The 21,948-nt window shown below is 39.4% G+C and carries 17 protein-coding genes; 5 read left to right on the top strand and 12 right to left on the bottom strand.

The window, feature by feature from the left end; genetic code table 11:
- Positions 1–47 precede the first annotated feature (47 nt).
- The 11 genes from MSBR3_RS06655 to MSBR3_RS06605 form a co-directional block, all read right to left on the bottom strand.
- A complete protein-coding gene (locus MSBR3_RS06655) occupies positions 48–920 on the bottom strand; it encodes a DUF4435 domain-containing protein (RefSeq protein ID WP_048107230.1) in 873 nt (290 codons plus the stop codon).
- Positions 917–2,302, bottom strand: coding sequence for an AAA family ATPase (locus MSBR3_RS06650; protein WP_048107229.1), 1,386 nt, complete (start codon positions 2,300–2,302; stop codon positions 917–919). Before MSBR3_RS06650 ends, MSBR3_RS06655 begins: the two co-directional genes overlap by 4 nt.
- Before the next feature lie 415 nt (positions 2,303–2,717).
- Positions 2,718–3,032, bottom strand: a complete 315-nt coding sequence (locus MSBR3_RS06645; protein WP_048107228.1) for a protease inhibitor I42 family protein — start codon at positions 3,030–3,032, stop codon at positions 2,718–2,720.
- A 572-nt stretch (positions 3,033–3,604) separates the two neighbouring features.
- Complete coding sequence (locus tag MSBR3_RS06640; RefSeq protein WP_048107227.1) at positions 3,605–3,922, bottom strand: protease inhibitor I42 family protein; 318 nt, start codon at positions 3,920–3,922, stop codon at positions 3,605–3,607.
- Positions 3,923–4,485: 563 nt separating this feature from the next.
- The gene (gene gyrA, locus MSBR3_RS06635) at positions 4,486–7,359 is read right to left on the bottom strand and encodes a DNA gyrase subunit A (protein WP_048107226.1); all 2,874 of its coding nucleotides are present in this window, start codon (positions 7,357–7,359) and stop codon (positions 4,486–4,488) included.
- Between the two features lie 11 nt (positions 7,360–7,370).
- Positions 7,371–9,272, bottom strand: a complete 1,902-nt coding sequence (gyrB, locus tag MSBR3_RS06630) for a DNA topoisomerase (ATP-hydrolyzing) subunit B (RefSeq protein WP_048107225.1) — start codon at positions 9,270–9,272, stop codon at positions 7,371–7,373.
- 1,105 nt (positions 9,273–10,377) lie between these two features.
- A complete protein-coding gene (locus MSBR3_RS06625) occupies positions 10,378–11,487 on the bottom strand; it encodes a DNA topoisomerase IV subunit A (protein ID WP_048107224.1) in 1,110 nt (369 codons plus the stop codon).
- Between the two features lies 1 nt (position 11,488).
- The gene (locus MSBR3_RS06620) at positions 11,489–13,354 is read right to left on the bottom strand and encodes a DNA topoisomerase VI subunit B (protein WP_048107223.1); all 1,866 of its coding nucleotides are present in this window, start codon (positions 13,352–13,354) and stop codon (positions 11,489–11,491) included.
- A 469-nt stretch (positions 13,355–13,823) separates the two neighbouring features.
- The gene (locus MSBR3_RS06615) at positions 13,824–14,234 is read right to left on the bottom strand and encodes a hypothetical protein (RefSeq protein ID WP_052723314.1); all 411 of its coding nucleotides are present in this window, start codon (positions 14,232–14,234) and stop codon (positions 13,824–13,826) included.
- 430 nt (positions 14,235–14,664) lie between these two features.
- Positions 14,665–14,895, bottom strand: coding sequence for an Lrp/AsnC ligand binding domain-containing protein (locus MSBR3_RS06610; protein WP_048107222.1), 231 nt, complete (start codon positions 14,893–14,895; stop codon positions 14,665–14,667).
- 256 nt (positions 14,896–15,151) lie between these two features.
- Positions 15,152–16,282, bottom strand: a complete 1,131-nt coding sequence (locus tag MSBR3_RS06605) for a type I restriction endonuclease (protein ID WP_048107221.1) — start codon at positions 16,280–16,282, stop codon at positions 15,152–15,154.
- A gap of 380 nt (positions 16,283–16,662) precedes the next feature.
- Here MSBR3_RS06605 and pyrF point away from each other — a divergent pair, with 380 nt between their 5' ends.
- The 3 genes from pyrF to MSBR3_RS06590 all read left to right on the top strand — a co-directional run bounded on the left by pyrF (position 16,663) and on the right by MSBR3_RS06590 (position 18,976).
- On the top strand, positions 16,663–17,559 hold the full coding sequence (gene pyrF, locus MSBR3_RS06600; protein WP_230627901.1) for an orotidine-5'-phosphate decarboxylase: 897 nt from the start codon (positions 16,663–16,665) through the stop codon (positions 17,557–17,559).
- 215 nt (positions 17,560–17,774) lie between these two features.
- Positions 17,775–18,401, top strand: coding sequence for a magnesium transporter (locus tag MSBR3_RS06595; RefSeq protein ID WP_048107220.1), 627 nt, complete (start codon positions 17,775–17,777; stop codon positions 18,399–18,401).
- The gene (locus MSBR3_RS06590; protein WP_196297020.1) at positions 18,398–18,976 is read left to right on the top strand and encodes a magnesium transporter; all 579 of its coding nucleotides are present in this window, start codon (positions 18,398–18,400) and stop codon (positions 18,974–18,976) included. The genes MSBR3_RS06595 and MSBR3_RS06590 overlap by 4 nt, the downstream gene beginning before the upstream one ends.
- 9 nt (positions 18,977–18,985) lie before the next feature.
- On the opposite strand, the gene MSBR3_RS20120 is transcribed toward MSBR3_RS06590, so the two are convergent.
- Positions 18,986–19,123, bottom strand: a complete 138-nt coding sequence (locus tag MSBR3_RS20120; protein ID WP_155396745.1) for a hypothetical protein — start codon at positions 19,121–19,123, stop codon at positions 18,986–18,988.
- Between the two features lie 200 nt (positions 19,124–19,323).
- Here MSBR3_RS20120 and MSBR3_RS06585 point away from each other — a divergent pair, with 200 nt between their 5' ends.
- Both MSBR3_RS06585 and MSBR3_RS06580 read left to right on the top strand, forming a co-directional pair.
- On the top strand, positions 19,324–20,523 hold the full coding sequence (locus MSBR3_RS06585; protein ID WP_048107219.1) for a potassium channel family protein: 1,200 nt from the start codon (positions 19,324–19,326) through the stop codon (positions 20,521–20,523).
- A 292-nt stretch (positions 20,524–20,815) separates the two neighbouring features.
- The gene (locus tag MSBR3_RS06580) at positions 20,816–21,694 is read left to right on the top strand and encodes a DUF362 domain-containing protein (RefSeq protein WP_048107218.1); all 879 of its coding nucleotides are present in this window, start codon (positions 20,816–20,818) and stop codon (positions 21,692–21,694) included.
- Positions 21,695–21,948 lie beyond the last annotated feature (254 nt).

Genomic DNA, 21,948 nt, shown 5'->3' with positions numbered 1-21,948 from the left:
TTGAAAAAGAGAACTTTGATGTTAAAAATAAGTTGTAAATCTGAAATTCATAAGTTCGGGTTTAGGGTAATTTGATCATTTTCCGTTTCCCATCTTTTTATTGAATCATATAACTTTGTTTTAACAAAATCTGAGGAATTATAAGCTTCTATTAACTTTGATTCAATAATATCATGAAGTTGTTGTTGATTTAATTTTCTGCAATCGCAAACGCCGAATATATATTGAAGCCCCAAAATTAATATTTTAATCATATCATGACCTCTACAGACCTGCCATTTGTCATGTGCTATATCAAAGGCTTCGTTCAGTTTGTTTTTTAAAGTTTGTGCATCGTACCGGAAATTTCCGTTTTTGCCCAGTATTTCAAAAATGAAGTTGTCCAAGTTAAACTCCAAGTTCTCATTGTCAACAAATTTTTTAAAATCCAATTCATTGAAACTTAGAGGAAAACCTTTTTGAGATATCCATAACAAATATCCTATCCAAAGCGAACTTTCTAATAAAGTTTCTCTCAAGTTTTTACTGTTTTTTTCAAAAAAAGCTTTCAACCTTTCTTCGTTTGCATACTCACTCATTGCATAATCGAGAGCTTTTGTCTTTATCATCATGGTTTCAATATCGTGAGTATCTGTGATCAAAATGTCAGAATTCAAAACTTGGCCATCAAGCCGATAAAAATCAGAATCTACAATACCTAAAACTTTTAAAGCCGGATTTCTTTCTTTAATCATTGGAATTGCTTTAATCACTTTTTGTTTTCCTGTCGCATCTTTTATATGACAGTGTTCAGTGTCGACAAACTTGTTGAAAAGGACCTTATCTGTTATCCCTTCAACCAAAACAATTGCTCCTTTGCGATATTTTTTATTCATACAAATTTCATTTGCAATTGCTTCGGCTTTTATTTTATCTCTCACTGACCTTCACCCTCTTCAAGGTCAACTGTTAAATCCCAACGATCATCAATAATTTGAGGTGAATGTGTCGCAACAATAATGTTTAGTTTATTAAGTTCTGCAATTCTCAGTAAATTCTTGATTATTTCTTCTTGCCACATTATATGCAATGAGATTTCAGGCTCGTCTATTAGAATTATTGAGTTCTCTTCGGTTTTGAACAGCAATTCGTAGTTTATTATAACTTCGTGTTGCTCGCCGGAAGATAATTTTTCAGGAGTCAATACTTTGCCATTCTTGAATTTAAAAACGAAACCCTTGCTTTTTTTAACCTCAATTGACTTATTTGAAAATTGCTTATTGATTATTTCTTTAAATAAGCTCATTTTCCTTGCCAAATCATTAAACACAGATAATTTTGCTTCGGTATCTTCAATATAAAGTGTAAGGACTTTTCTTCTTTCACCTGTCATATTTTCTTGAGGTAATTCATTGGATTCTCTGGACTCTAAAATACCTAATTCCATAAGATTTTTATTTTTGGTCTCTATTTCTTGAATCCTTTCATAGATTGCTTTCTCATCAAGTATCTCAACAGCATCGGAACCTGCATTTTGAATTAATCTGTGAGGAAACGTACTATCGAGCTTCTGAGATATACTTGCATATTCCGAATTTTTATTTTCTATTCTTTTTACAAGGTCCTCAGAATATTCGAGAACTACTTGAACCGGTACGACTTTTTTCCTGTTTGGATCATGTTCTTGATAATCTATTTGAGAATCGTATTTCATTAGTCTTTGAGATTCTATCAAATGGACTTTTATTTCCTTCAACTCATCTTTTAACTTATAATAATCAGGCAAATTGGAATAAGAAGGAGGAAAGCGATATCCGTAAATTTTAATTAAATCTGAAATCTCCAGTATGTCACCTGTTTTCAAATCTTTCCATTTATTAACCCCAACTCTTTCGATTTGCATATTTATTTCTATAAATTTCAAAATATTCCTAAGTTCAAAATCATCTTTTGGGTATTTATCCGGAGTTAGATTATATTCCTCAGTTTTTCCACCTGATTCAGTTACTTTACATTTCACAAGCTCATGTGGAATTTCATCATTGCTACAAAGAATACCTTCTTTTGTAATTTCAATGCTTGAGATTTCTTCAATGTCCTCTAACAATTCTTTGTTTTCGAATTCGATTTTAAATATATTAAATGGTATTTTTCTAATATATTCAATGTCAACATCTATTGCTGCTTTAATAAGTTTAAAAATAGTTGTTTTTCCGTAGCCATTTGGGGCAATTATTATAGTCACTCTTTCATCCGTACTTAAAGGAATATTATAATTGTATAAATCAAATAAGCCTTCTATCGAAATCTGTTTTAATCTCATGATTTACCTCAATAAGTGTTGACATAAAATAAATTGTTACTTGCTAATCCTTTTTAATCATTACCTTATTAGTTTTTTGTTTTAATTTATGAATATTAATTAAATGCTTTCACTTTTTTCGGTTTTCGCCGCCTGCTTCGAAGTCTTATGATACCTCGTTTAAGGTTCAGCGAAACTCAAACCTACCCTGAATTCAGAAATTTGAAAAATTTCTGATTAAGGCATGGTTCACTCAAAAAGTCAATTCAAAAATTCGCAAAAAACAGGCTGAAAAATAGTAATTGACAGAAACTTAATGCAAAATAGAATGAATTGTTATGGAAAAATGGAAGATAAATGGCAAAATAAGCCATTTTATTACTCTACTATAAAGCCATTTTATTACTCTTACTATAAAACCATTTTATTACTCTACTTACTCTACTATAACAGTCCTTTGTTGCATAACTGTAGGTTCCAGTATATCAGGAGGGTGAGAAAATCTCACACTATGAAAAATAATTTTACCGTCTCCATTTTCGACCGTGAGAAACTTGAACTTGCTGGTTCCACCTCTTCCCGGGATAGTAGGTTCATCGGGTACATACGTTGATTCTACAAAGTAAACACAACTTGGCATCTCTGACAGTAAGCAGTTGTAACCGGTTGAAGCAGGATTCGATGGTATTGAAATTTCGAATATCTCTCCAACTTTCTTATGTATCGGGGGCAATAATTCTAACTCTTGCATTATTTCGTTCCTCCTTTGTGTTAACTCTCGCCATTTTTCTGATAATATTGTGTGAAAATTCTTTACACAATTTATCTAAAAACGGTTAAGTTATAAGGTAAAATGTATTTTAAGTATATACAACTTTCTAACATTATATAATATTATATAATACCTATTTTTTATTTCATCACAAAAAATATGTATTAACTCTTTATAAATAATAATTAATATGACTCTTTTAGACTTTCTCTCCATTTTACTCCATTTTACTCCATTTCTCTCCATTTTACTCCATTTCTCTCCATTTTACTCCATTTCTCTCCATTTCTCTCCATTTCTCTCCATTTTACTCCGTTTGACTCCGTTAAACTCCCATTTCTCTTCATTTCTTTCTAGAATTTTTCTGATTTAGCTCTTTATAAATCTACTTTATAAAAAGCAGCAAAATTCACACGGTTCTGAAGAACAAAATCCGCAAAAAATAGGTTGAGAATAGTAACTGGTTGAAAATAGTAACTGACTGAAACTTAAAGTAAATTAGAATGAGTAACTAAAAAAAAGTGAAATGTAAATGGCAAAACAAAGCCATTTTACTGGTTTACTACAACAAATCTTTGTTGCATAACTGTAGGTTCCAGTATCTCCGGAGGGTGAGAGAATCTCACGCTATGGAAAATAATCTTGCCTTCACCTTTCTTGACTGCAAGAAACTTGAACTTGCTAATTCCTCCGCTTCCTGGTTTTATAGGTTCATCGGGTACATATGTTGATTCCACAAAGTAAACACAGTGTGGCATCTCTGATAGTAAGCAGTTGTAGCCGGTCGAAGCAGGATTTGACGGTATTGATATTTCAAATATGTCTCCAACTTTTGCATTAATTGGCGGTAATATCTTTAATTCTTGCATTATTTTATACCCCCTTTATGTTAACTCGCTCACCATTGTTCGGGAAATTATTGTTTATATAGACACTTTGGGCAATTTATTCAGGCGATTGAGTTATAAGTTATAATGTTGGTCCAGGTATATACAACTTCCTAATGTTCTTTATTATCAATTATCTGTTATATTATTGTGTAATAGTATTGTGCAATATTATTGTACAGATAAATGTTTGACACCTCTGAGGAAATTACCTAAAAAAGCAGTATAAGCCTATTATGGAGATAATTGATCTCATCATCCATATTTGCTTTTTATTCGTCCTGTGAGTTCACTGCTGTATGGCACTTGTTTTTAAGAAGAATCAAAACTCAAATTGACCCTGAATAGTTAAAATTCTAAAAACTACACCTTCCGGTAATCAGTCTTTCAAAAAAACCTATTCAAAAACCTGCGTCCTGAAAAATACGTCTACCTCCCGGCTTCCCTCCAAACAAAAAGCCTGCCACCGGAAAACTACCCCACAAAGTCTTTATTCCGACAGCAGTTTGAGTGAAGAACTATTTTTCTTCACTCGAATACGTTATTCAGTCTTCTTCAATTTCTTCGTTTTCGTCCTCTTCTTCTGCGTCATCATCTTTTTCTGCTTCGTCATCTTCTAATTCTTCGGTTTCTTCGTCTTCGTCGATAATTTCAAAGTCTTCTGATTCGGCAAACTCATCGAGTTCCTCACCTTCGTCCTCTAAGATCGCAGCTCCTTCTCCGGCTCCAATTGCTTCTATAGCTTCTTTACCTTCAAAGGCTATGAGTTTCAGGTTCTTTTCGGCTTTTCCGTTTTCAATCCTGGCTATACCTGCGACTTTGTCGCCGGGTTTGAGATTAATGATCCTTACGCCCTGAGTATTTCTGCCCTGGATCGAAATCTCTTTCGCAGGAATGCGGATAATGATACCCTCGGCACTGGTGAAGATAAGTTCATCGTCATTGGCTACGGAGCGAACTCTTGAGACCGGACCGTTCCTCTCATTGGTAATGATTGTTATCACACCTTTTCCGCCACGCCGGTGAGCAGGATACTGGGAGTATTCCGTTCTCTTGCCAAAGCCGTTTTCAGTTACGGTCAGGAGGGTCGTGGTTTCGTCGACAATGTCCAGACTGACAACTTCGTCGCCCTGGCCTTCAAGAGTCATACCCCGGACACCTCTTGCGGTTCGACCCATAGGACGGACATCTTCTTCAGAGAAGCGGATAGCTTTGCCTTTCTTTGAAACCATCAGGACTTCTTTTTTGCCATTGGTAAGGAGAACTCTTACAAGCTCGTCGTCCTCATCCAGTGTGACTGCAATTATGCCTGCTTTCCTCGGGTTCTTGAATTCCGAGAGAGGAGTCTTTTTGATCGTGCCTGCCCTTGTTGCCATAAGCAGATAGTGGTTTTCATCAAACTCCTTGACAGGGATCATTGCGTTAACTGTTTCGTCTTCCTTAAGCTCCAGAAGGTTCACTATGGATTTGCCTCTGGACTGTCGGGAGCCTTCAGGGATCTCATATACTTTTTCCCAGTAGAGCCTTCCAAGGTTTGTGAAGAAAAGGATATAGTTATGGGTTGAGGAAATGAAGAGATTCTCCACGAAGTCTTCTTCTTTCATTTCCATGCCGATTATACCCCGACCTCCGCGGCGCTGCATGGTGTAAGTCCTGAGCGGGATGCGCTTTATGTAGCCTCCGTTAGTAATTGTGACAACAACTTCTTCTTCATGAATCAGATCCTCTTCCCTTACTTCAGAAGCAGCCTGCACGATTTTTGTCCTGCGAGCATCCCCATACTTTTCCTTGAGCTCAAGAAGTTCATTCCTGATTATCTCGTACTTGAGTTCATCACTTTCAAGGATTTTTCGGAGTTCACCTATCAGCTTTACAAGACCTTCAAGCTCCTCAAGTACCTTCTGAGTTTCAAGTCCTGTCAGGCGCTGCAGGCGCATATCAAGGATAGCTCTTGACTGAATCTCATCAAGGGCAAAATTCTCCATCAGGCCCTGCTTAGCTTCATCAGCGTTTGCTGAGCCCTTTATCAGAGCAACGATCTCGTCTATGTTATCCAGGGCAATCTTAAGCCCGTCAAGGACATGAGCTCTTTCTTCGCTTTTCTTGAGGTCATAAAGAGTACGCTTCTGGATAATTTCCATCCTGTACTCAAGATATATCTGAAGAAGTTCCTTGAGGTTCAGCTCTTTTGGTTTTCCGTCAACAAGAGCCAGATTAATTATCCCGAAAGTGGTCTCCATTTGAGTATGCTTATAAAGCTGGTTCAAAACAACCTTTGGGTTCGTGCCTCGAGAAAGCTCGATAACAACCCTGATTCCTTCCCTATCAGACTCGTCACGAAGGTCGGAAATTCCTACGATTGTCTTTTCCCTAACTAGCTGGGCAATATTCTCAATCATCCTGGCCTTATTTACCTGGTAGGGAAGCTCGGTTATGATAATCTGCTGTCTGTCTTTTTTTAACTCCTGAATATCGGCAACGGCCCGAATCTTTACAGAGCCTCTTCCGGTCATATAAGCCGATTTTATGCCTGCTGTTCCAAGAATGTGAGCACGTGTAGGAAAGTCCGGCCCTTTGATTACAGTCATGAGTTCAGGAATTGTGATCTCAGAATTTTCAATAAGCATAAGAATGCCGTCAATGACCTCTCCGATATTATGAGGGGCCATGTTTGTTGCCATTCCTACTGCAATACCAGTGGATCCATTGACAAGAAGATTCGGAAGTTTTGCAGGGAGGACTTCGGGTTCTTCCATTGACCCGTCGTAATTTGGCATGAAGGGTACTGTTTCCTTGTCGATGTCTACCAGCATCTCTTCTGCGATTCTGTCCATGCGGACTTCAGTGTAACGCATGGCAGCAGCCGAATCCCCATCTATTGACCCGAAGTTACCCTGCCCGTCAATTAAAGGATAACGAAGTGAGAAATCCTGGACCATACGCACAATAGTGTCATAGACCGCAGTATCTCCGTGTGGGTGATATTTACCGAGCACGTCTCCTACCACACGGGCTGACTTCTTGTAAGGCTTGTCATGCGTAATCCCTGCATCTTTCATGGCAAAAAGGATCCTGCGGTGAACTGGCTTAAAGCCATCCCTTGCATCCGGAAGAGCTCTTCCAACAATTACACTCATCGCATAGTTAATGTAAGAGCGTTTCATCTCGTTTTCGATAAGGATGGTAGTAACTCCACTCTTATCTGGCTCCATACCTTCGTCATCCGGATCGTCTGAAGCAGGGTCGGACACGTTTAGTTCCACTTTTTTGCTCGAATCTTCCTGTGTAAGGTCGATTGAACCGTCCTTATTTTCCACCTCTTCATCTTTTTCTTCATCTTTCTTTTCGGGGATAAGAGTAGACTGATAAGACTTTTTCAATTCATTTTCGGGTTTTTTCTCGTCTTCAAATTTAGCCATTTTTAGCCACCTCAGATGTCCAGGTTTACGACCTCTTTTGCATGCGTTTCTATGAAGTTCCGGCGTGGCTCAACCTCATCTCCCATGAGAACTCTGAAGATCTCATCAGCCCGAATAGCATCTTCCAGGGTTACCTGTAAAAGAGTTCGGCTCTCAGGGTCCATGGTGGTTTCCCAGAGTTGTCCCGGGTTCATTTCACCAAGCCCTTTATAACGCTGGATTCCAAGTCCTTTTTCCCCGAGTTCTTTCTTCTTTATTTCCAGTTCCCTGTCAGAATGTACGTAGTACTCGGCTTTGCCTTTTTTTATGCGGTAGAGAGGAGGCTGAGCAATGTATACGTATCCTTCGTCAATCAGAGGCCTCATATAGCGGAAGAACAGCGTGAGAAGAAGAGTCCTGATATGTTCTCCATCCACATCGGCATCAGTCATGATGATTACCTTATGGTAGCGGGCACTTTCCAGGGAGAAGTCTTCGCTGATTCCTGTTCCGATAGCAGTGATCAGGGAAATGATTTCCTCGTTTTTCAGGATCTTTGCAAGTCTGGATTTTTCCACGTTCAGAATCTTGCCTCTGAGGGGTAAAATAGCCTGAAAACTTCTGTCTCTGCCCTGTTTTGCAGAACCGCCTGCTGAATTACCTTCCACAATGTAAATCTCGCAGGCTGCAGGATTCTTTTCCGAGCAGTCCGCAAGTTTTCCGGGAAGAGTGCTTACTTCCAGAGCATTTTTTCTTCTGGTCAGTTCTCTTGCTTTTTTGGCAGCTTCTCTGGCTTTCTGGGCAAGGAGGGCTTTTTCAAGAATAACATTTGCAACCTTGGGATTTTCCTCAAAATATTCCGCAAGCCCATCAGTTACAAGGGAGTCCACAATTCCTTTGACATCACTGTTTCCAAGCTTTGTCTTGGTCTGTCCCTCAAACTGGGGTTCCATGAGTTTAACACTGATGATTGCGGTCAGTCCTTCCCTTACATCATCACCTGTGAGTTTTATGTCTTCTTTGGAAAGCTTGTTAGCTTTAATGTAATCATTTGCAACCCTTGTCAGTGCGGTCTTAAAACCGATAATATGGGTACCGCCTTCGTGGGTATTGATGTTGTTTGCGAAAGAGTACACATTTTCTGTATAGCTGCTTGTGTACTGCATTGCAATTTCTACTACCATATCATCTCTTTGCCGCTCAAAATAAATCGGGTCGTGAAGAGGCTGTTTTTTATTGTTCAGATACTTCACGAACTCCACTATTCCCCCTTCATAGGTGAAAATCTCAGCCTGCCCTTCTGGAGTTCTTAAATCCTGGAGGCTGATAGTAAGGCCCCGGTTCAGGAAAGCCAGTTCTCTTAACCTGTTTGAAAGGACCTCGTAATCGAAGTCAAGTGTCTCAAAAATCTTAGCATCAGGCTTAAAGGTAGTCTTTGTGCCTGTAGTATCCGAGGTTCCGATTTCCTGAACGTCAGCCTCAGGTTTTCCACGGGTGTATCGCTGGAAATACTTCTTGCCTTCTCTTGACACCTCAACTTCGAGCCATTCCGAAAGCGCATTTACAACAGAAACACCTACTCCATGCAGTCCCCCTGAAACCTTGTAGGTGTTCTTGTCAAACTTCCCTCCTGCATGCAGAACAGTCATTACAACTTCAAGGGCTGATTTTTTGTGAAATGGATGGGGGTCGATGGGGATACCTCTCCCATTATCCAGGACTGTCACACTGCCGTCCGGGTTAATTGTGACATTTACCCTGGTACAGAAGCCTGCAAGGGCTTCATCTATACTATTGTCTACTACTTCATAGACTAGGTGGTGGAGCCCGCGACTATCCGTGCTCCCTATATACATGCTGGGACGCTTCCGGACAGCCTCCAGGCCTTCCAGCACCTGGATGTGCGAAGCATCGTAAACCTGTTTATCACTCATCTTAACTTATTCTCCATAAAAATCTAGTAAAGTTATCTAAGTTACGTAACATTACATTTTTTTTAAAAAATTCGCGGGAAAACTTTTATCAAAATAGATCTTAGAATTCGTATCAATCCTATAAGCCTGCAGTTTTTATTAACTGCTTTTTATATATTAATTTTATCTTTTCTTCCACGAACCAAATTCAATATGCGCTCATACATTTTAAGCCTTTAGATTCCCTGAAAATTGCACAAGATTTTTCAGTACCAACCCTCTCAAAACAGGTAATTTTTAGCATAATTTTGCATCCAAATATGCGCTTTTCAGACTAATTTTTTAATACGTCTTTAGTTTAAATTAATATTTGCTGTTTTGCTCGCAAAATTCGTGTTTCACAAGGAATCAAAACAGGAGTCGCGGCATTTATACTGCTTATCAGCAGATTTTTACATATACAGTTCCAGGATATCTTTTCAAACCTCAAAAGCAATTCCCGAATAAAAATAGCAGTTTATAATGCCTTCTGGTTATCATGATGTACTTTCTGGATGCCCTGGTATATCATCTCCAATAGGGTTTCCTTACAGTTTTTAAAAAACAACATCTCTATATATTAATTTATAACGTTTTCTATATAAACTTAACCAGCAAGCATTGAACAGAACCATTGCTATGGGAAAAACTTCATTGCACAATTATCGCTCAAGCCTTTTTTGAAAATATTTGTGCTGAAACCGTTGCGCCGGTTGATCAAAACCGTTGCGCCGGTTTATCACGCCAATAGGGTTTGGGGATAAGGTACTCAAACTTAAACGTTTCTTGGGGTTTTCGCTTAAACCTTATTACAGAAAGTTGTAACCACGATGCATGAACCAAAACAAAATTCGGGTAAATCAAAATGTCCTTAGTTCGTTGAAAATGTAGTTTTTCTTACTCCCTAATTCAGCCTTCTTGAGCGAACTAAGTGAGCGAAACGGCCCCGTCCTTCCGAGCCGGAACTCGGAAAGTGAAACTTCTTTGCTCATAAATTAATCCGCTTGAGCGAACTAAGTGAGCGAAACGGCCCCGTCCTCCCGAGACGGGACTCGGGGGACGGAACTCGGGGGACGGGACTCGGGTGTTACAGCATACCCATTTCTTTGAGTCTGTTGGGCAGGTATACCTCGGTTACGAAATCGAGGCCTTTGCCTGCAAAAGCCTGCTGTTCGGCCTTTTTCCCTATATCAAGCTGGAGCTGGATTTGTTCTTTCCAGTAGTCGGATTCGAAACGCGGGTCGGAAAGTTCGCTTCGCAGTGCGTTTATGTCCTGTTCTGTAAGCTTGTCGGTCGAGAGTTCGTATTCGACTATATCCGAGGGCTGGAGGCCAAGGAATTTAGCTGCTGGGGTTGCCATAAATTCCGAGAGATGAGCACTTTTTATAGCTCCGTAAGCAACCGAGGCGTAGATCCTGTAAGACCACGGGTCGCCGTCCGTAAAAACGGCTACGGGAATACCTAATTCCTCGTTCATACGTTTGATAATCCTTCGGGTTGATCGGGCAGGCTGGCCTTTCAGGTGAACAAGGATTGCATTGTAGGCTTCATCAAATCCGTTTTCCATCAAACGTGCGTACATACCACCGGTTTCTATGGCAATAATCATGCTTGCATCGTGGGTTTTGAATTCGATATTTTCAACATTGAAGGGGATCTGGTATCCTCCTTCCCCGACGTCCTTCTGGCAGTGTATGTTTCTTTCCCCGCGCTTTGTCTGCTCTGTAATTTCAAGAGGACCGAACATGGTAGCTCCGTCTTCTTCAGGGCGCATATGGAAATACTCTCTCTGAAGGGCTGTAAGAAGTTCAAGGTCTTCTATCAGGCGGTCGCTTTCAGCCTGTTCTTTGAATTTTGCAGCTTCCCAACCTTCCGAGATATAGTAAAGTTCTCGAAGCGTTGAGCCGCGGTTATGGGCCAGATGCTCATTTATAAGGAAGTCTGTCGCGTAAGTAGTCTTAAGGAGCTGAAATGCCCCTTTTACGGTTTTTGCGCTCCTTTCGCTTTCTCTGTCCCCGTAGACCCAGACATCGCTCTCATCGGAATATTCTATGTTTGCCTTTGTCCGGCTTGGAAGACTTACACTTGGAACAACCTCATTTTCGAACTGGTTGTAAATCTTCTCTGCAAGCTCAAGCAGCTTTTCCTTTGCAAGAGCATCTCCCTGGATTGTTTTGCTATTTGTTTCTCTGGCCATTTTATGCCCCCTTAAAGGCTTTTGCCCCGGTTACAAGTTCTTCTTCAAGCCCTTCCACAACAAGGTCAGGAAACTTTCCAAGTTCTCTGTCGGTTGCGGATTCTATCCTGTAACTGAGCACTTTTGAAGACCCAACTGTTGCTGAGATATCCCATACATAGTCATAATCATTGCCCATAGTCACAACCTTTGGTTCTGGCTTTGCTCCGAGGATCGTCCAGGGCAGCATCTCATGGACCCTGAAAGCATATGCAGAGGTTCCAAAGTTCTTGACTTTTATTACAACGTCTGCAGTCCCATCCTCATTCCTCTTAACTTTTCTGTGTACAAGCAGATTTCCCATAATCTTTGCAACAACAGGATTAATGTCAGGAACATCTTTTTCCAGAATAGTCGCAACTTTTACAGCCATTTTAGGGAGTACTTTTGTAATGATAATCTCTTTTTCTCTTCGCTTCTTGAGATTGCTCTGTTTGCTTAAGTAGTGCTTGAGCTTTCTTGCAACATCTTTGATCGCGAGGTCAATTTCTTCCTTGATTACAGGAATATCAGCAATAGCATCTTTTGATTCCGAAGTGAAAGGTACGTTGATGGAAGCAACGTGAATAAGGAGAATGGCCGGCCCTACAGGAACTCCACCTCCTGGCTGGTTTAAACCGTATTGTTTCCATTTAATGTCCTCTACGGCATGCGTGGTCACACAGCCTCCCTGCTGGTAAAGCAAAGGCACACGGTTAGCAAAACGCATTATACTGATCTTTTCTTCTTTCGGAAGGTTTCCTCCGTAAGCGAGCCCCACTTCCACTACAAAAGGATTTCCGGAATATACTGCGGGTTTTCGGGTGCTTGTGGCAATAAAATCCACGCTCGTTTCTTTTTCAAGTCCCCTGTAAATCAGCTCTTCTCCTATCGGTGAAAGGCAGTCCGTAGGAGGAGCCATGATCTTTACTTTCTCAAAAGCCTCAATCAGTTTTCTTGCCTCATGGCGGCCAAGAGCATGAGGATCAATTTCAGGGTCAAGCCCTGAAGCTTTGCAGATTTCCTCGGCAGTTAACAGGCCTATTTTACAAAAAGAATAGCGGAGGAATGGAGCAAGTTTCTGGCGCTCAGTGTAATGGAGCATTTTCATCAGAGTACCAAGTTCTATACCCTCAGGATGAGGCAGGATTTCTTCGGCTGGCTTTGGCATTTTATCCGTAGCTCTTTCAAAAACCTCCTCATTGCCGTCAGGATCTACAAGGGTAATTCTTGCATGGGGATTCACAATTGCAGTAGCTTTGAGATACTCGTAAATTGACTGCCTTCTCCCTTTTACGTATGAAGCCTTCATTTCCAGCTCGATCTGAGTCCCGTGCGGACGGAACCATTCCCTAATCTCGTCTTTAAGGATATCAGGCTCATTCGTGCCGGTATTGATCATAAGCTCGTAATAATGAGCAGGTTGACCGGTGCCGGTTTTGGAGAGAATCTTCGTCTGCCTGCCCGCAGTCATCTGGGAATATAGCACGGCTGCGGAAATCCCTATTCCCTGCTGTCCCCTGCTTTGCTTGAGGGCATGGAACCTGGAACCATAAAGAAGTTTTGCAAAAACCTTAGGAATTTGCTCTTTTATAATTCCTGGCCCGTTATCTTCTATAATAACAGTTACATAGTCCTGTCCCGTTCTTTCAATCTGGACAAGGATATCAGGCAGAATTCCTGCTTCTTCACAGGCATCAAGAGCATTATCAACAGCTTCTTTTACAGTTGTTATGAGGCTTCGAGGAGCCGAGTCAAAACCCAATATCTGCCTGTTTTTTTCAAAAAATTCTGCAACGCTTATTGACTTTTGATTTTTGGCAAGTTCTTCTGCAATAGGGATTTCCATGAAAATTTACCTCAGGTTGAAAAATCAATGTACGGTTATACTGCTTTAAATATTCTTTTACACTATATCTAAAGCAGGAATTTCTGCCTTAAAAGTAATGCAATTTTTAATCCAGTTGTTAATCCAATTGTTATGCTTACTGTTTTAGCATTTTGCTATTCTAATGCTTTACTATTTCTGTATTTTTACTTTTCTAACGTTTGCGATTTTAGTATTTTACTTTTTCAGTATTTTACGATTTTAGCGTTTAATGTTATCTAATGCTAACTATTTTAGTATCAAGAAGTTCAAAGTTTTGATTCATCTGTTTTGTAAAACACGATTCTCAAAGAGCATTGACTTAAATAAGCATTGACTTAAAAAGCATTACTTAAAGAGCATTAATTTATTATATTTTATTGTTATAGGAGCAGAAATGAGGGCAGATATGCAATTATGCACCATTATCCTATTGGCTACATAGCTCTCATTAATTTATCTGCATAATGTTCTGTGTTTTAACCTCTCTCTTTTCCATGTAAAGATAGATCAAAAGTATTATAACGTAACCTCCCGTTGTAATCGTAGTCTTATTAATTTCTATGTTCAACAAAGTTGCAATTATTATTACAATAAGCCATAGAAAAAAACCCAGTAGATTACTTTTAAGCCCTATTATGTCTTCAGTCCTCTTTTTTTCGTCAATTACTTTCCTTGAGACTATATAATGCCCCAGTATTATGAAGAAAACGATAAGACCTATATTAACCCAAACAACTATTTGGTTGGAAAAATGTAATACATCGCTCGTCTTAAAAGACAACCTAGACATAATCAAACTAAGTACGCCGCCTAACACTAATCCAAAAATCTCTTCAGGTTTGAGTTTTTGTACTTTCACAAAACATCACATTTTAAATTAAGTTTTTGTAATCATCTTACTTCAAGTTAATTAAGAATTACATACATTTTAGATTTAAAGAGCGAGAGAAAATAATTCAAAACATAAAAAGGCAAACTTATATAAATTTCGTCCTAATATTGCATTATTGATGATGTGTATTAATGGATCTGATATACTTAAGACATTTCATAAAATGTAAGAAGTAATTCTAAGGTATCAAGGCACTGTTATTTTTTCTGCATTACTGATTGTTTCAAGTGGGTTTTAGGTTTTAAAAAATACTTTAAAAAAAGAACTCAAGACAGTTTAGGTCTTAATAAAAGGTTAAGGTAGAAATCCAGGATCTAATAAAAAATATGTTGCTTCAGTTTTGTCATTCCGTCTGTTTTATCCTGACAAGTTTGTGCTGGTTTTGAATCCTGATAACTTAAAGTTCTGCTCCAACGATTGTCTTGGTAGCTGTTACGGTTTCGCTTTCCCTTATTCTATCTACCACATCGTTCAGGATATTAAGGTCTTCAACGTCTATTATTATTACAAAGTCATACTCCCCAAAAACATGGTAAACATCCTTAATCCCCTCGATGTTTTTCAATTCTCGATATGCTGCCTTTTCATAACCTGGCAGCACGTTTATCATTGTGACTCCTATTACCATATTGATACCTATATCCGTAACGGCTGCAAGTTATTTATCTTTTTTCCGAAAACCGAAAAAGCGGTATAACTTATTTTGGTCCTCTACTCTTTTAGTTTATTATATTGAAAGCACAAGAGGTCATGAATACCTCTTAAGAGTATATCCGAAAATTCAATTTCAGAACAAAAACATGCGAAATATACGGCATATAAAACCTTTCTCTCTAAAAAGAAGGAATTTAATAATTACTTAAAGTAATTGTTGGACAGCCAGCTTAGGGTGAGTGGTCGCCTGCAATTTGATATTTAGGAAGCGCTCCTTCTGTATTTTTATTGTCATAGTTGTTGACTGTCACCTTCAGTTTTTCCGCATAGTTATAGATGTCATTTAAGTCCTCAATTGCTACTTTTTCTTCATTTTTATTATCGGTAAACAAACCCAAGTATTTCTTTTTGGAATTGAAATAGAGCCGACAGATAGGTTTTCTATTGTTGTCATCCAACAAAATGCCACAATAATTTTTCTTATCTCGAATATAAACTCTTTTTATATCCAGATTTTCACAAAGAATGGATTTTACAATATAATAACCTTGCAATTCATCTTCAGTTGTCACAATTTCGTCTTGAATAGTATTTTCAAATTCATTTGGAGGATTCTCGATATCATCATCTGTTGGAGTAGAGTTAACAGTGTTAGTCATTGCAAATTTCAATCTTTCGTTTATTCTATCGTTGATGAACTGATTGAGAGCATTTCTTGTGATGTTAGTAAATTTCTCCTTTACACTCTGAGTGAAAACTCCATCCTTTACTTTCTTAGCGAAAAATTTAACAAACTCTTCAGATGGATTATTAATTTCATTAGCAAGAATTAGTTTTATTTCCTTAGTATATTTCAAATCACAAGCTATAGATGCTAAATCATCAGCGTTAAATGATTCCTTTTTAAATCTCTTTAATTCGTTAATTAAAGGTTCTTTGATATCTAACAGATTAATTTCTAGGAAAGCTTTTTCATCCATTTTATTTGGAGCATCAATATCAGTAAAAAAACGATATACAATCCCATTTGTAAGAATTCCTATTTTTGCTTCACTTACGGTAAAGTACCGAAACAATTGAGACGCATGAACCGTATCCAAATCGGCATCTATATTCTTACACTCGATCAGTATAACTGGTTTTCCATCTTGAAAAACAGCATAGTCTACCTTTTCACCTTTCTTTGTGCCGTAATCGGTTGTAAATTCAGGTACTACCTCTGTAGGATCAAAGACATTGTACCCAAGAATATTAAGAAGAGGCATCACTAGGGCATTTTTCGTTGCTTCTTCAGTTTTTATATTTGCAGATAAACTCGGAATCTTTGCAGCTAGAAACTTTACTTGGTCGATAAAATCCACATTAAACGCCTCTAATGTAAATTTATTCAATGGTATATGAATATGAAGGCATATTCTATAATATATTTTCTATTTTTGTTTTCCTAGATTAAAGAAATTAAGAATTAATCGAAAATGATTTTTCAAATCATAACCTTAATATAAAAGTCAATGTTTACCTGTTTTCTAAAATTGGCGATTATTTTAATATTATCAGTGTATAATACAAGCGCATGCCCTCAGAGTCTCACAGGGACGAAGACCTTTTCGAGTCCCAGTATGTTGAAAAACACCTGAGCGAATACGCGAGTGTTTCGTCCAATAGTACGTGAGGCGCTATCTTTTGAACTTATAAGGATGTAGTTAATAAACGCCTCTGGATTCTTCAAAGAGAAAGGTTGATGGATATGAGCATGCATTGGGGAGATTTTGTTACGGAACAAACAAAATCATATGGTGAGCTTGTTCTGGGTGTTGATCCTGTTCTCGAGGATATTCCGCTCTTTTTTAAAAAAGCCGATAGGTCTGCAACGGAAATTTTGGAAAAATACGTTTTATTTCTCCTTGACGTAGCGGCAGATCAAGTTGGCTTTGTCAAATTTCAGTCTGCTTTTTTCGAAGCTTTCGGTTCAAAGGGTATTGATGTTCTGGCACAGGGAATCGCTCTTGCCAAAAAAAGAAATATGGGGGTTATTCTCGACGCAAAACGAGGTGACATTGGAACCACGGCAGCAGCATATGCCCGTGCATATTTGACCCCTGCGGAGGCTGGCTCCGTTTCAAATCTTGAGGTTGATTGTTTGGTCGTTAATCCATTCCTGGGGCCAGATACATTGGAACCTTTTATCGACTGCGCGCGTAAATATGGTAAAGGTCTTTTTGTTCTCGTCAAAACATCAAATCCGGGCTCTGGATGGTTGCAAGACAAAATCGTCGACGGAACTCGCGTTTCTGACCGCATTGCGAAGCTTGTAGCGGACTGGGCTGCAGAAACGCAAGGGAAAACAGGACTGGGTTCTGTTGGCGCTGTTATTGGAGCAACTTTCCCCGAAGATGGGAAAAGGCTTCGCAACCTGATGCCTGATTCGGTCATCCTGGCACCAGGCATAGGGCCACAAGGTGGAAAGGCCGAAGATATTCGCTTCCTCCGCCGCCAAAATTCTTCCGGTGTTTTAGTTTCTGTATCTCGGGGAATAACAAAAGTAGATGATTTGAATCTCTCAGAAGAAGACTATGCGATGCTTGTCCGTAAACGCATCGAATCATTTCAAAAATCTTTGAACACCCTGGACAGATAACTCTAACCATTATCTATTGCCAGTTGAGTATCATGTAAAGGTTGCAAATTATTAATTTTTTCTGGAAATCAAAATTTAATAGGGTAATTTAAGCGTCACTAATCTTTAATTTTCTGTTTTCAATTAATGGAATCTTAAACTTATAATTTTTGGACAGGCCTTCTTTTTCAGAAGTTAGCGATTATTTTAATATTATTAGTGTGTAATACAAGCGCATGCCCTCAGAGTCTCACAGGGACGAAGACCTTTTCGAGTCCCAGTATATTGAAAAATACCTGAGCGAATACGCGAGTGTTTCGTCAATAGTACGTGAGGCGCTGCCTTTTGAACTTATTGCTACTGTAGGGGGCGTGGCTGCAGGGATTATACTTTCCGGGATGACCGATGAACTTGGGATGATCCCTGGACTGCTTGTAATTTATCCAGGAGTACTCGGGCTCAGGGGAAATATTTCCTCGACCCTTGGTTCCAGGCTTGGCAGTGCAATTCACCTGGGACTGATTACGGATCTTGACAGGCATAACCCGGAACTCATGAACAACATCTCAGGTTCCCTGATCCTGAGTGTTATTACCGCTTTTATTCTCGGGATTCTCGGGCACTATGTAACCCTTGCTCTGGGCTTCGAAAGTGCAGGTGTTTTTAAACTTACTCTTATCTGCGTGATTTCAGCTTTTACATCCGGGGTGATTCTCTCTTTTGTTGCAGCTCTGCTGGCTGTAGGAATGTTCAGGTTTGGTTTTGATCCTGATAATGTTGTTACGCCTTCGATTGCAACTATCGGGGATATCGTTTCCATGCTCATGCTTTTCCTCTCTGCAAAATTGGTGGTGATGTTTTGAGGAAAACAGGGCACCAGACTCCTTACTACACAATTAACGGTATCATTCAGCGAGGGCTGCCGGTACTTATAATAACATGTGTAATGGGAATTCTTGTAGGGCAGCTTCTTAATTCAAGAGAAAAAAATTTGATATCTATGCCAGCAATACTGATTCTTATCCCTTCCCTTATCAAAATCGGAGGGGATACAGGAAGCATGCTTGGGGCCAGGCTTTCATCGGCTTTCCACATGGGGCTTGGAGATAATCTAAGAAGTAACCCGGTTGTACACAATAGTGTTATTGCGGCTTCAATCGTAGGGTTTGTTTCTTCAATTTCTGTCAGCATACTGGTCTTTCTGGCAAGCAGTTTCCTGGGGTACGGGATGCCTTTTCTCACCATTCTTGAAATCAGCCTTATTGCCGTTATCATAGAACTTGCAGTTGTGTACTCTGCAACAGTAGCCATTGCCTTTGTTTCTCATAGGTTCGGAATGGACCCGGATGATACGGTCATTCCTTTCATAGCAAGCCTTGGAGACCTCGTTGGAGTTACAGGAATTTTCATGGCCCTGTACATACTGAATATTTTATAAGTAATGTTTTTATAAAACAGTTTTACTACCATTGTTTACTAAACCATTATCACTACCAATATTTACTGCCATATCACTACCAATATTTACTGCCATATCACTACCAATATTTACTGCCATATCACTACCATTATTTGGTACCATCATTTACTACCAACATTTACTGCCATTATTTAACTACAATATTTACTGCCATTATTTACTACAATACTTACTACCGTTATTATCTGATCTATTATATTCCAGTCAGGTTCTTAAAACCTGATTAATCAAAAATTAATAATTAATAATTACTATTAAGTACATACTCATACACACCAGCACAAGGTAGAGTTGATCTAGAGACTATGTTCCCTAAAGAATTCAGATACAGTCCTAAGAACCTCAAGGATCTTTTGACTGAGATGAAGGACACTTCCGAACTCATGGTAGACCTTGCATACTCTGCAATGGTTTACGATGATGAGGACGTTGCAGAAGAGGTACTCAATCTTGAAGATAAGATGGATACTCTCGATTACCAAATTAAGATGGTCGCGATGTTAAGCACACGCAGGGTTGACGAGGCCGAAGGCCTCCTTGGAGTTTTACAGGTTGCTGCGTGCTCGGAAAACATCGCTAACGCCGCAGGCGATATTGCCAAGATAGTTCTTATGAACATGGGAATTCCGATGGAACTGAAAGTTGCTCTCAGGGAAGCGGAAGAAACCATTGTAAGGGCAACGGTTGCTGCAGAATCTCCAATGTCAGGACGTACGCTTGGCGATCTTGAACTTGATCTCGAGACAGGCATGTGGATTATTGCTATCAGGAGAAACGAGGATTGGATTTATGACCCTGACAAGGAAACTCGCCTTCGGCAAGGAGATGTATTGATTGCCAGAGGGCATGATGAAGGAGTCACACTGTTTTTCGAGATGGCAACGACAAGGAAATTCGTACCAAGGGAAATCGAGCACAATAAAATTTTAAAAGATCTTGAACATGCCGTGGATATTATAGTAGATATGAAGAATATGTCCGAACTCTCGGTAGGGCTTGCATACTCTGCTATTCTTTTTGACAACGAGGATATTGCATATGAGGTTAGTGCCCTGGAGTCCGAAATGGATTCTATGAAATACGAACTCCAGCACTGGGTGCTTGAAACCGCAAAACATTTTGAAGATGTGAACATGCTCAGGGGAATCCTTCACCTTGCAAGTGCCTCTGAAGCTATTTCCGATGCTGCTTACGGAATTGCAGATACTGTACTAAGAGATATCGAACTCCATCCCATTATCACCCTCGCAGTCAGGAATTCCGAAGAGGTTATAACCAGGCTCCAGGTCGAGAAATGCTCTCCTATAGTCGGAAAGACTTTCTTTGAATTGAAGCTTGAAACTGAGACCGGACTGCATGTAATGGCAATAAAAAGAGCTGACCGCTGGGTCTATGCTCCGAAAGGTAACACGATTGTTCAGGCAGGAGATATGCTTATTGCACGCGGGTCAAGGATTGGAGAAGGAGCGCTTATAGAAATGTGTGAGTGTAAACTGAACCAGTAATCTCCTTACCTGGTAATTTTCACCTTTTCCTGCTGGTGATGCAGGATCATTCATAGGAAGTATAAACCTGGAGTGAAAGTCTCGGAATCATTTTACAAATTTTTCATTTTATTCTTTTTGGTTTATTTCATTTTTTTGGTTTATTTTATTCTTTTTGGTTTATTTTATTCTTTTTGGTTTATTTTATTCTTTTTGGTTTGTATCTTTTTTGGGAGCTTACAAGCTTCGTTTTTATATATTTAACTATATTTTTATATTTTCAGCTACGTATTACTATGTGGGAGTTTTGAGTATGGCAGTTATTGGTCTTTCAAGAAACAAAGACACTCTGGAATCAGTAAAAGTCGCAGTAGAGCTTGCAGGAGGGCTTGGAATTAAAAAAGGATCTACTGTACTGATAAGGCCGAATGCAAATACTGCAGACCCGCCTCCTGGCTCGACAAATCCTGAGATCCTGAAGGGAGCTATAAGGGAAGCAAGAAAATGCAGCCCTGAAAAAATAATTGTTGCTGAAAAATCAATGACCACATTGGATACCGAAATGGTACTCAGGAAGCTTGGGCTCTGGCAGGCTGCGGAGTCAGAAGGAATAGACGAAATCCTTACCTTTGATCATATGAAACGCTATCATATGAAGCCTGATGGCGCTTACTCCTGGCAGGATGGTTTTTATGTTCCCGAGTTTCTTGACTCGGTAGATTATGTAATTGCTCTTCCTGTAATCAAAACCCACTGGACTGCAACCTTTACCATGGGCTTGAAATCGCAGATCAGCATAACCGCAGACCGGGATAGGAGACAGCTTCCTCATGGCCAACATATGGACGAACTTTTCGGGAGCATGATTGCCGAATCAAATCTTGTTTATAAGCCTGATTTTTATATTTCGGACGCTACAAAGTGCTTTGTGGCCGGAGGCCCTGACCTTGGAACGCTCAGAGAGCCTGGTATTGTACTGGCAAGCTCGGATGTTGTTGCAAATGATGCTGTGGGTCTTGCTCTCCTGAAAACTCTTGGTACGGTTCCGAAAATTCAAGAGCATTCAGTCTGGGTCCAGCCTCAGATCAGAAGGGCGATAGAACTTGGGCTAGGGATACGCGGAAGGGAAGAAGTGACTTTAAAGAATTCAGGGGTTGAGGAAACCGAAGAAATCCTTGCTAATCTTGCTTGATTGCGGTCTGGAAAAGTTTGGTGAAGATAACCAGGGGCAGGAAAACTCAGGCCTGTAGGAAAGTTCAGGCCTGTATGCCTCTCTATACGTTTTAACGAATTGGATTTCCTGTAGTTTGATTTGAAAATTAGATCTATAAGCTTAGCGGATTTTCTATACTTGTAATATTTCTTTAAGTAATCCCAAGGTAATTTTTACTTATCCAGATCCTTAATTTTCCTTTTTTGCCTCTGATTTATTCGGACTGTACAAAT

Origin of the sequence: Methanosarcina barkeri 3, assembly GCF_000970305.1 — an archaeon.
In the GTDB taxonomy this organism is placed as follows: domain Archaea; phylum Halobacteriota; class Methanosarcinia; order Methanosarcinales; family Methanosarcinaceae; genus Methanosarcina; species Methanosarcina barkeri_A.
Note: the sequence above shows the minus strand (reverse complement) of the source record. Positions and strands in the feature narration are given on the sequence as shown.

Bases quoted from the DNA above. Each gene is read 5' to 3' on its own strand.
- MSBR3_RS06650 (WP_048107229.1), bottom strand. From the start codon at position 2,302: ATGAGATTAAAACAGATTTCGATAGAAGGCTTATTTGATTTATACAAT.
- MSBR3_RS06645 (WP_048107228.1), bottom strand. From the start codon at position 3,032: ATGCAAGAGTTAGAATTATTGCCCCCGATACATAAGAAAGTTGGAGAG.
- MSBR3_RS06640 (WP_048107227.1), bottom strand. From the start codon at position 3,922: ATGCAAGAATTAAAGATATTACCGCCAATTAATGCAAAAGTTGGAGAC.
- gyrA (WP_048107226.1), bottom strand. From the start codon at position 7,359: ATGGCTAAATTTGAAGACGAGAAAAAACCCGAAAATGAATTGAAAAAG.
- gyrB (WP_048107225.1), bottom strand. From the start codon at position 9,272: ATGAGTGATAAACAGGTTTACGATGCTTCGCACATCCAGGTGCTGGAA.
- MSBR3_RS06625 (WP_048107224.1), bottom strand. From the start codon at position 11,487: ATGGCCAGAGAAACAAATAGCAAAACAATCCAGGGAGATGCTCTTGCA.
- MSBR3_RS06620 (WP_048107223.1), bottom strand. From the start codon at position 13,354: ATGGAAATCCCTATTGCAGAAGAACTTGCCAAAAATCAAAAGTCAATA.
- MSBR3_RS06610 (WP_048107222.1), bottom strand. From the start codon at position 14,895: ATGGTAATAGGAGTCACAATGATAAACGTGCTGCCAGGTTATGAAAAG.
- pyrF (WP_230627901.1), top strand. From the start codon at position 16,663: ATGGATATGAGCATGCATTGGGGAGATTTTGTTACGGAACAAACAAAA.
- MSBR3_RS06595 (WP_048107220.1), top strand. From the start codon at position 17,775: ATGCCCTCAGAGTCTCACAGGGACGAAGACCTTTTCGAGTCCCAGTAT.
- MSBR3_RS20120 (WP_155396745.1), bottom strand. From the start codon at position 19,123: ATGATGGTACCAAATAATGGTAGTGATATGGCAGTAAATATTGGTAGT.
- MSBR3_RS06585 (WP_048107219.1), top strand. From the start codon at position 19,324: ATGTTCCCTAAAGAATTCAGATACAGTCCTAAGAACCTCAAGGATCTT.
- MSBR3_RS06580 (WP_048107218.1), top strand. From the start codon at position 20,816: ATGGCAGTTATTGGTCTTTCAAGAAACAAAGACACTCTGGAATCAGTA.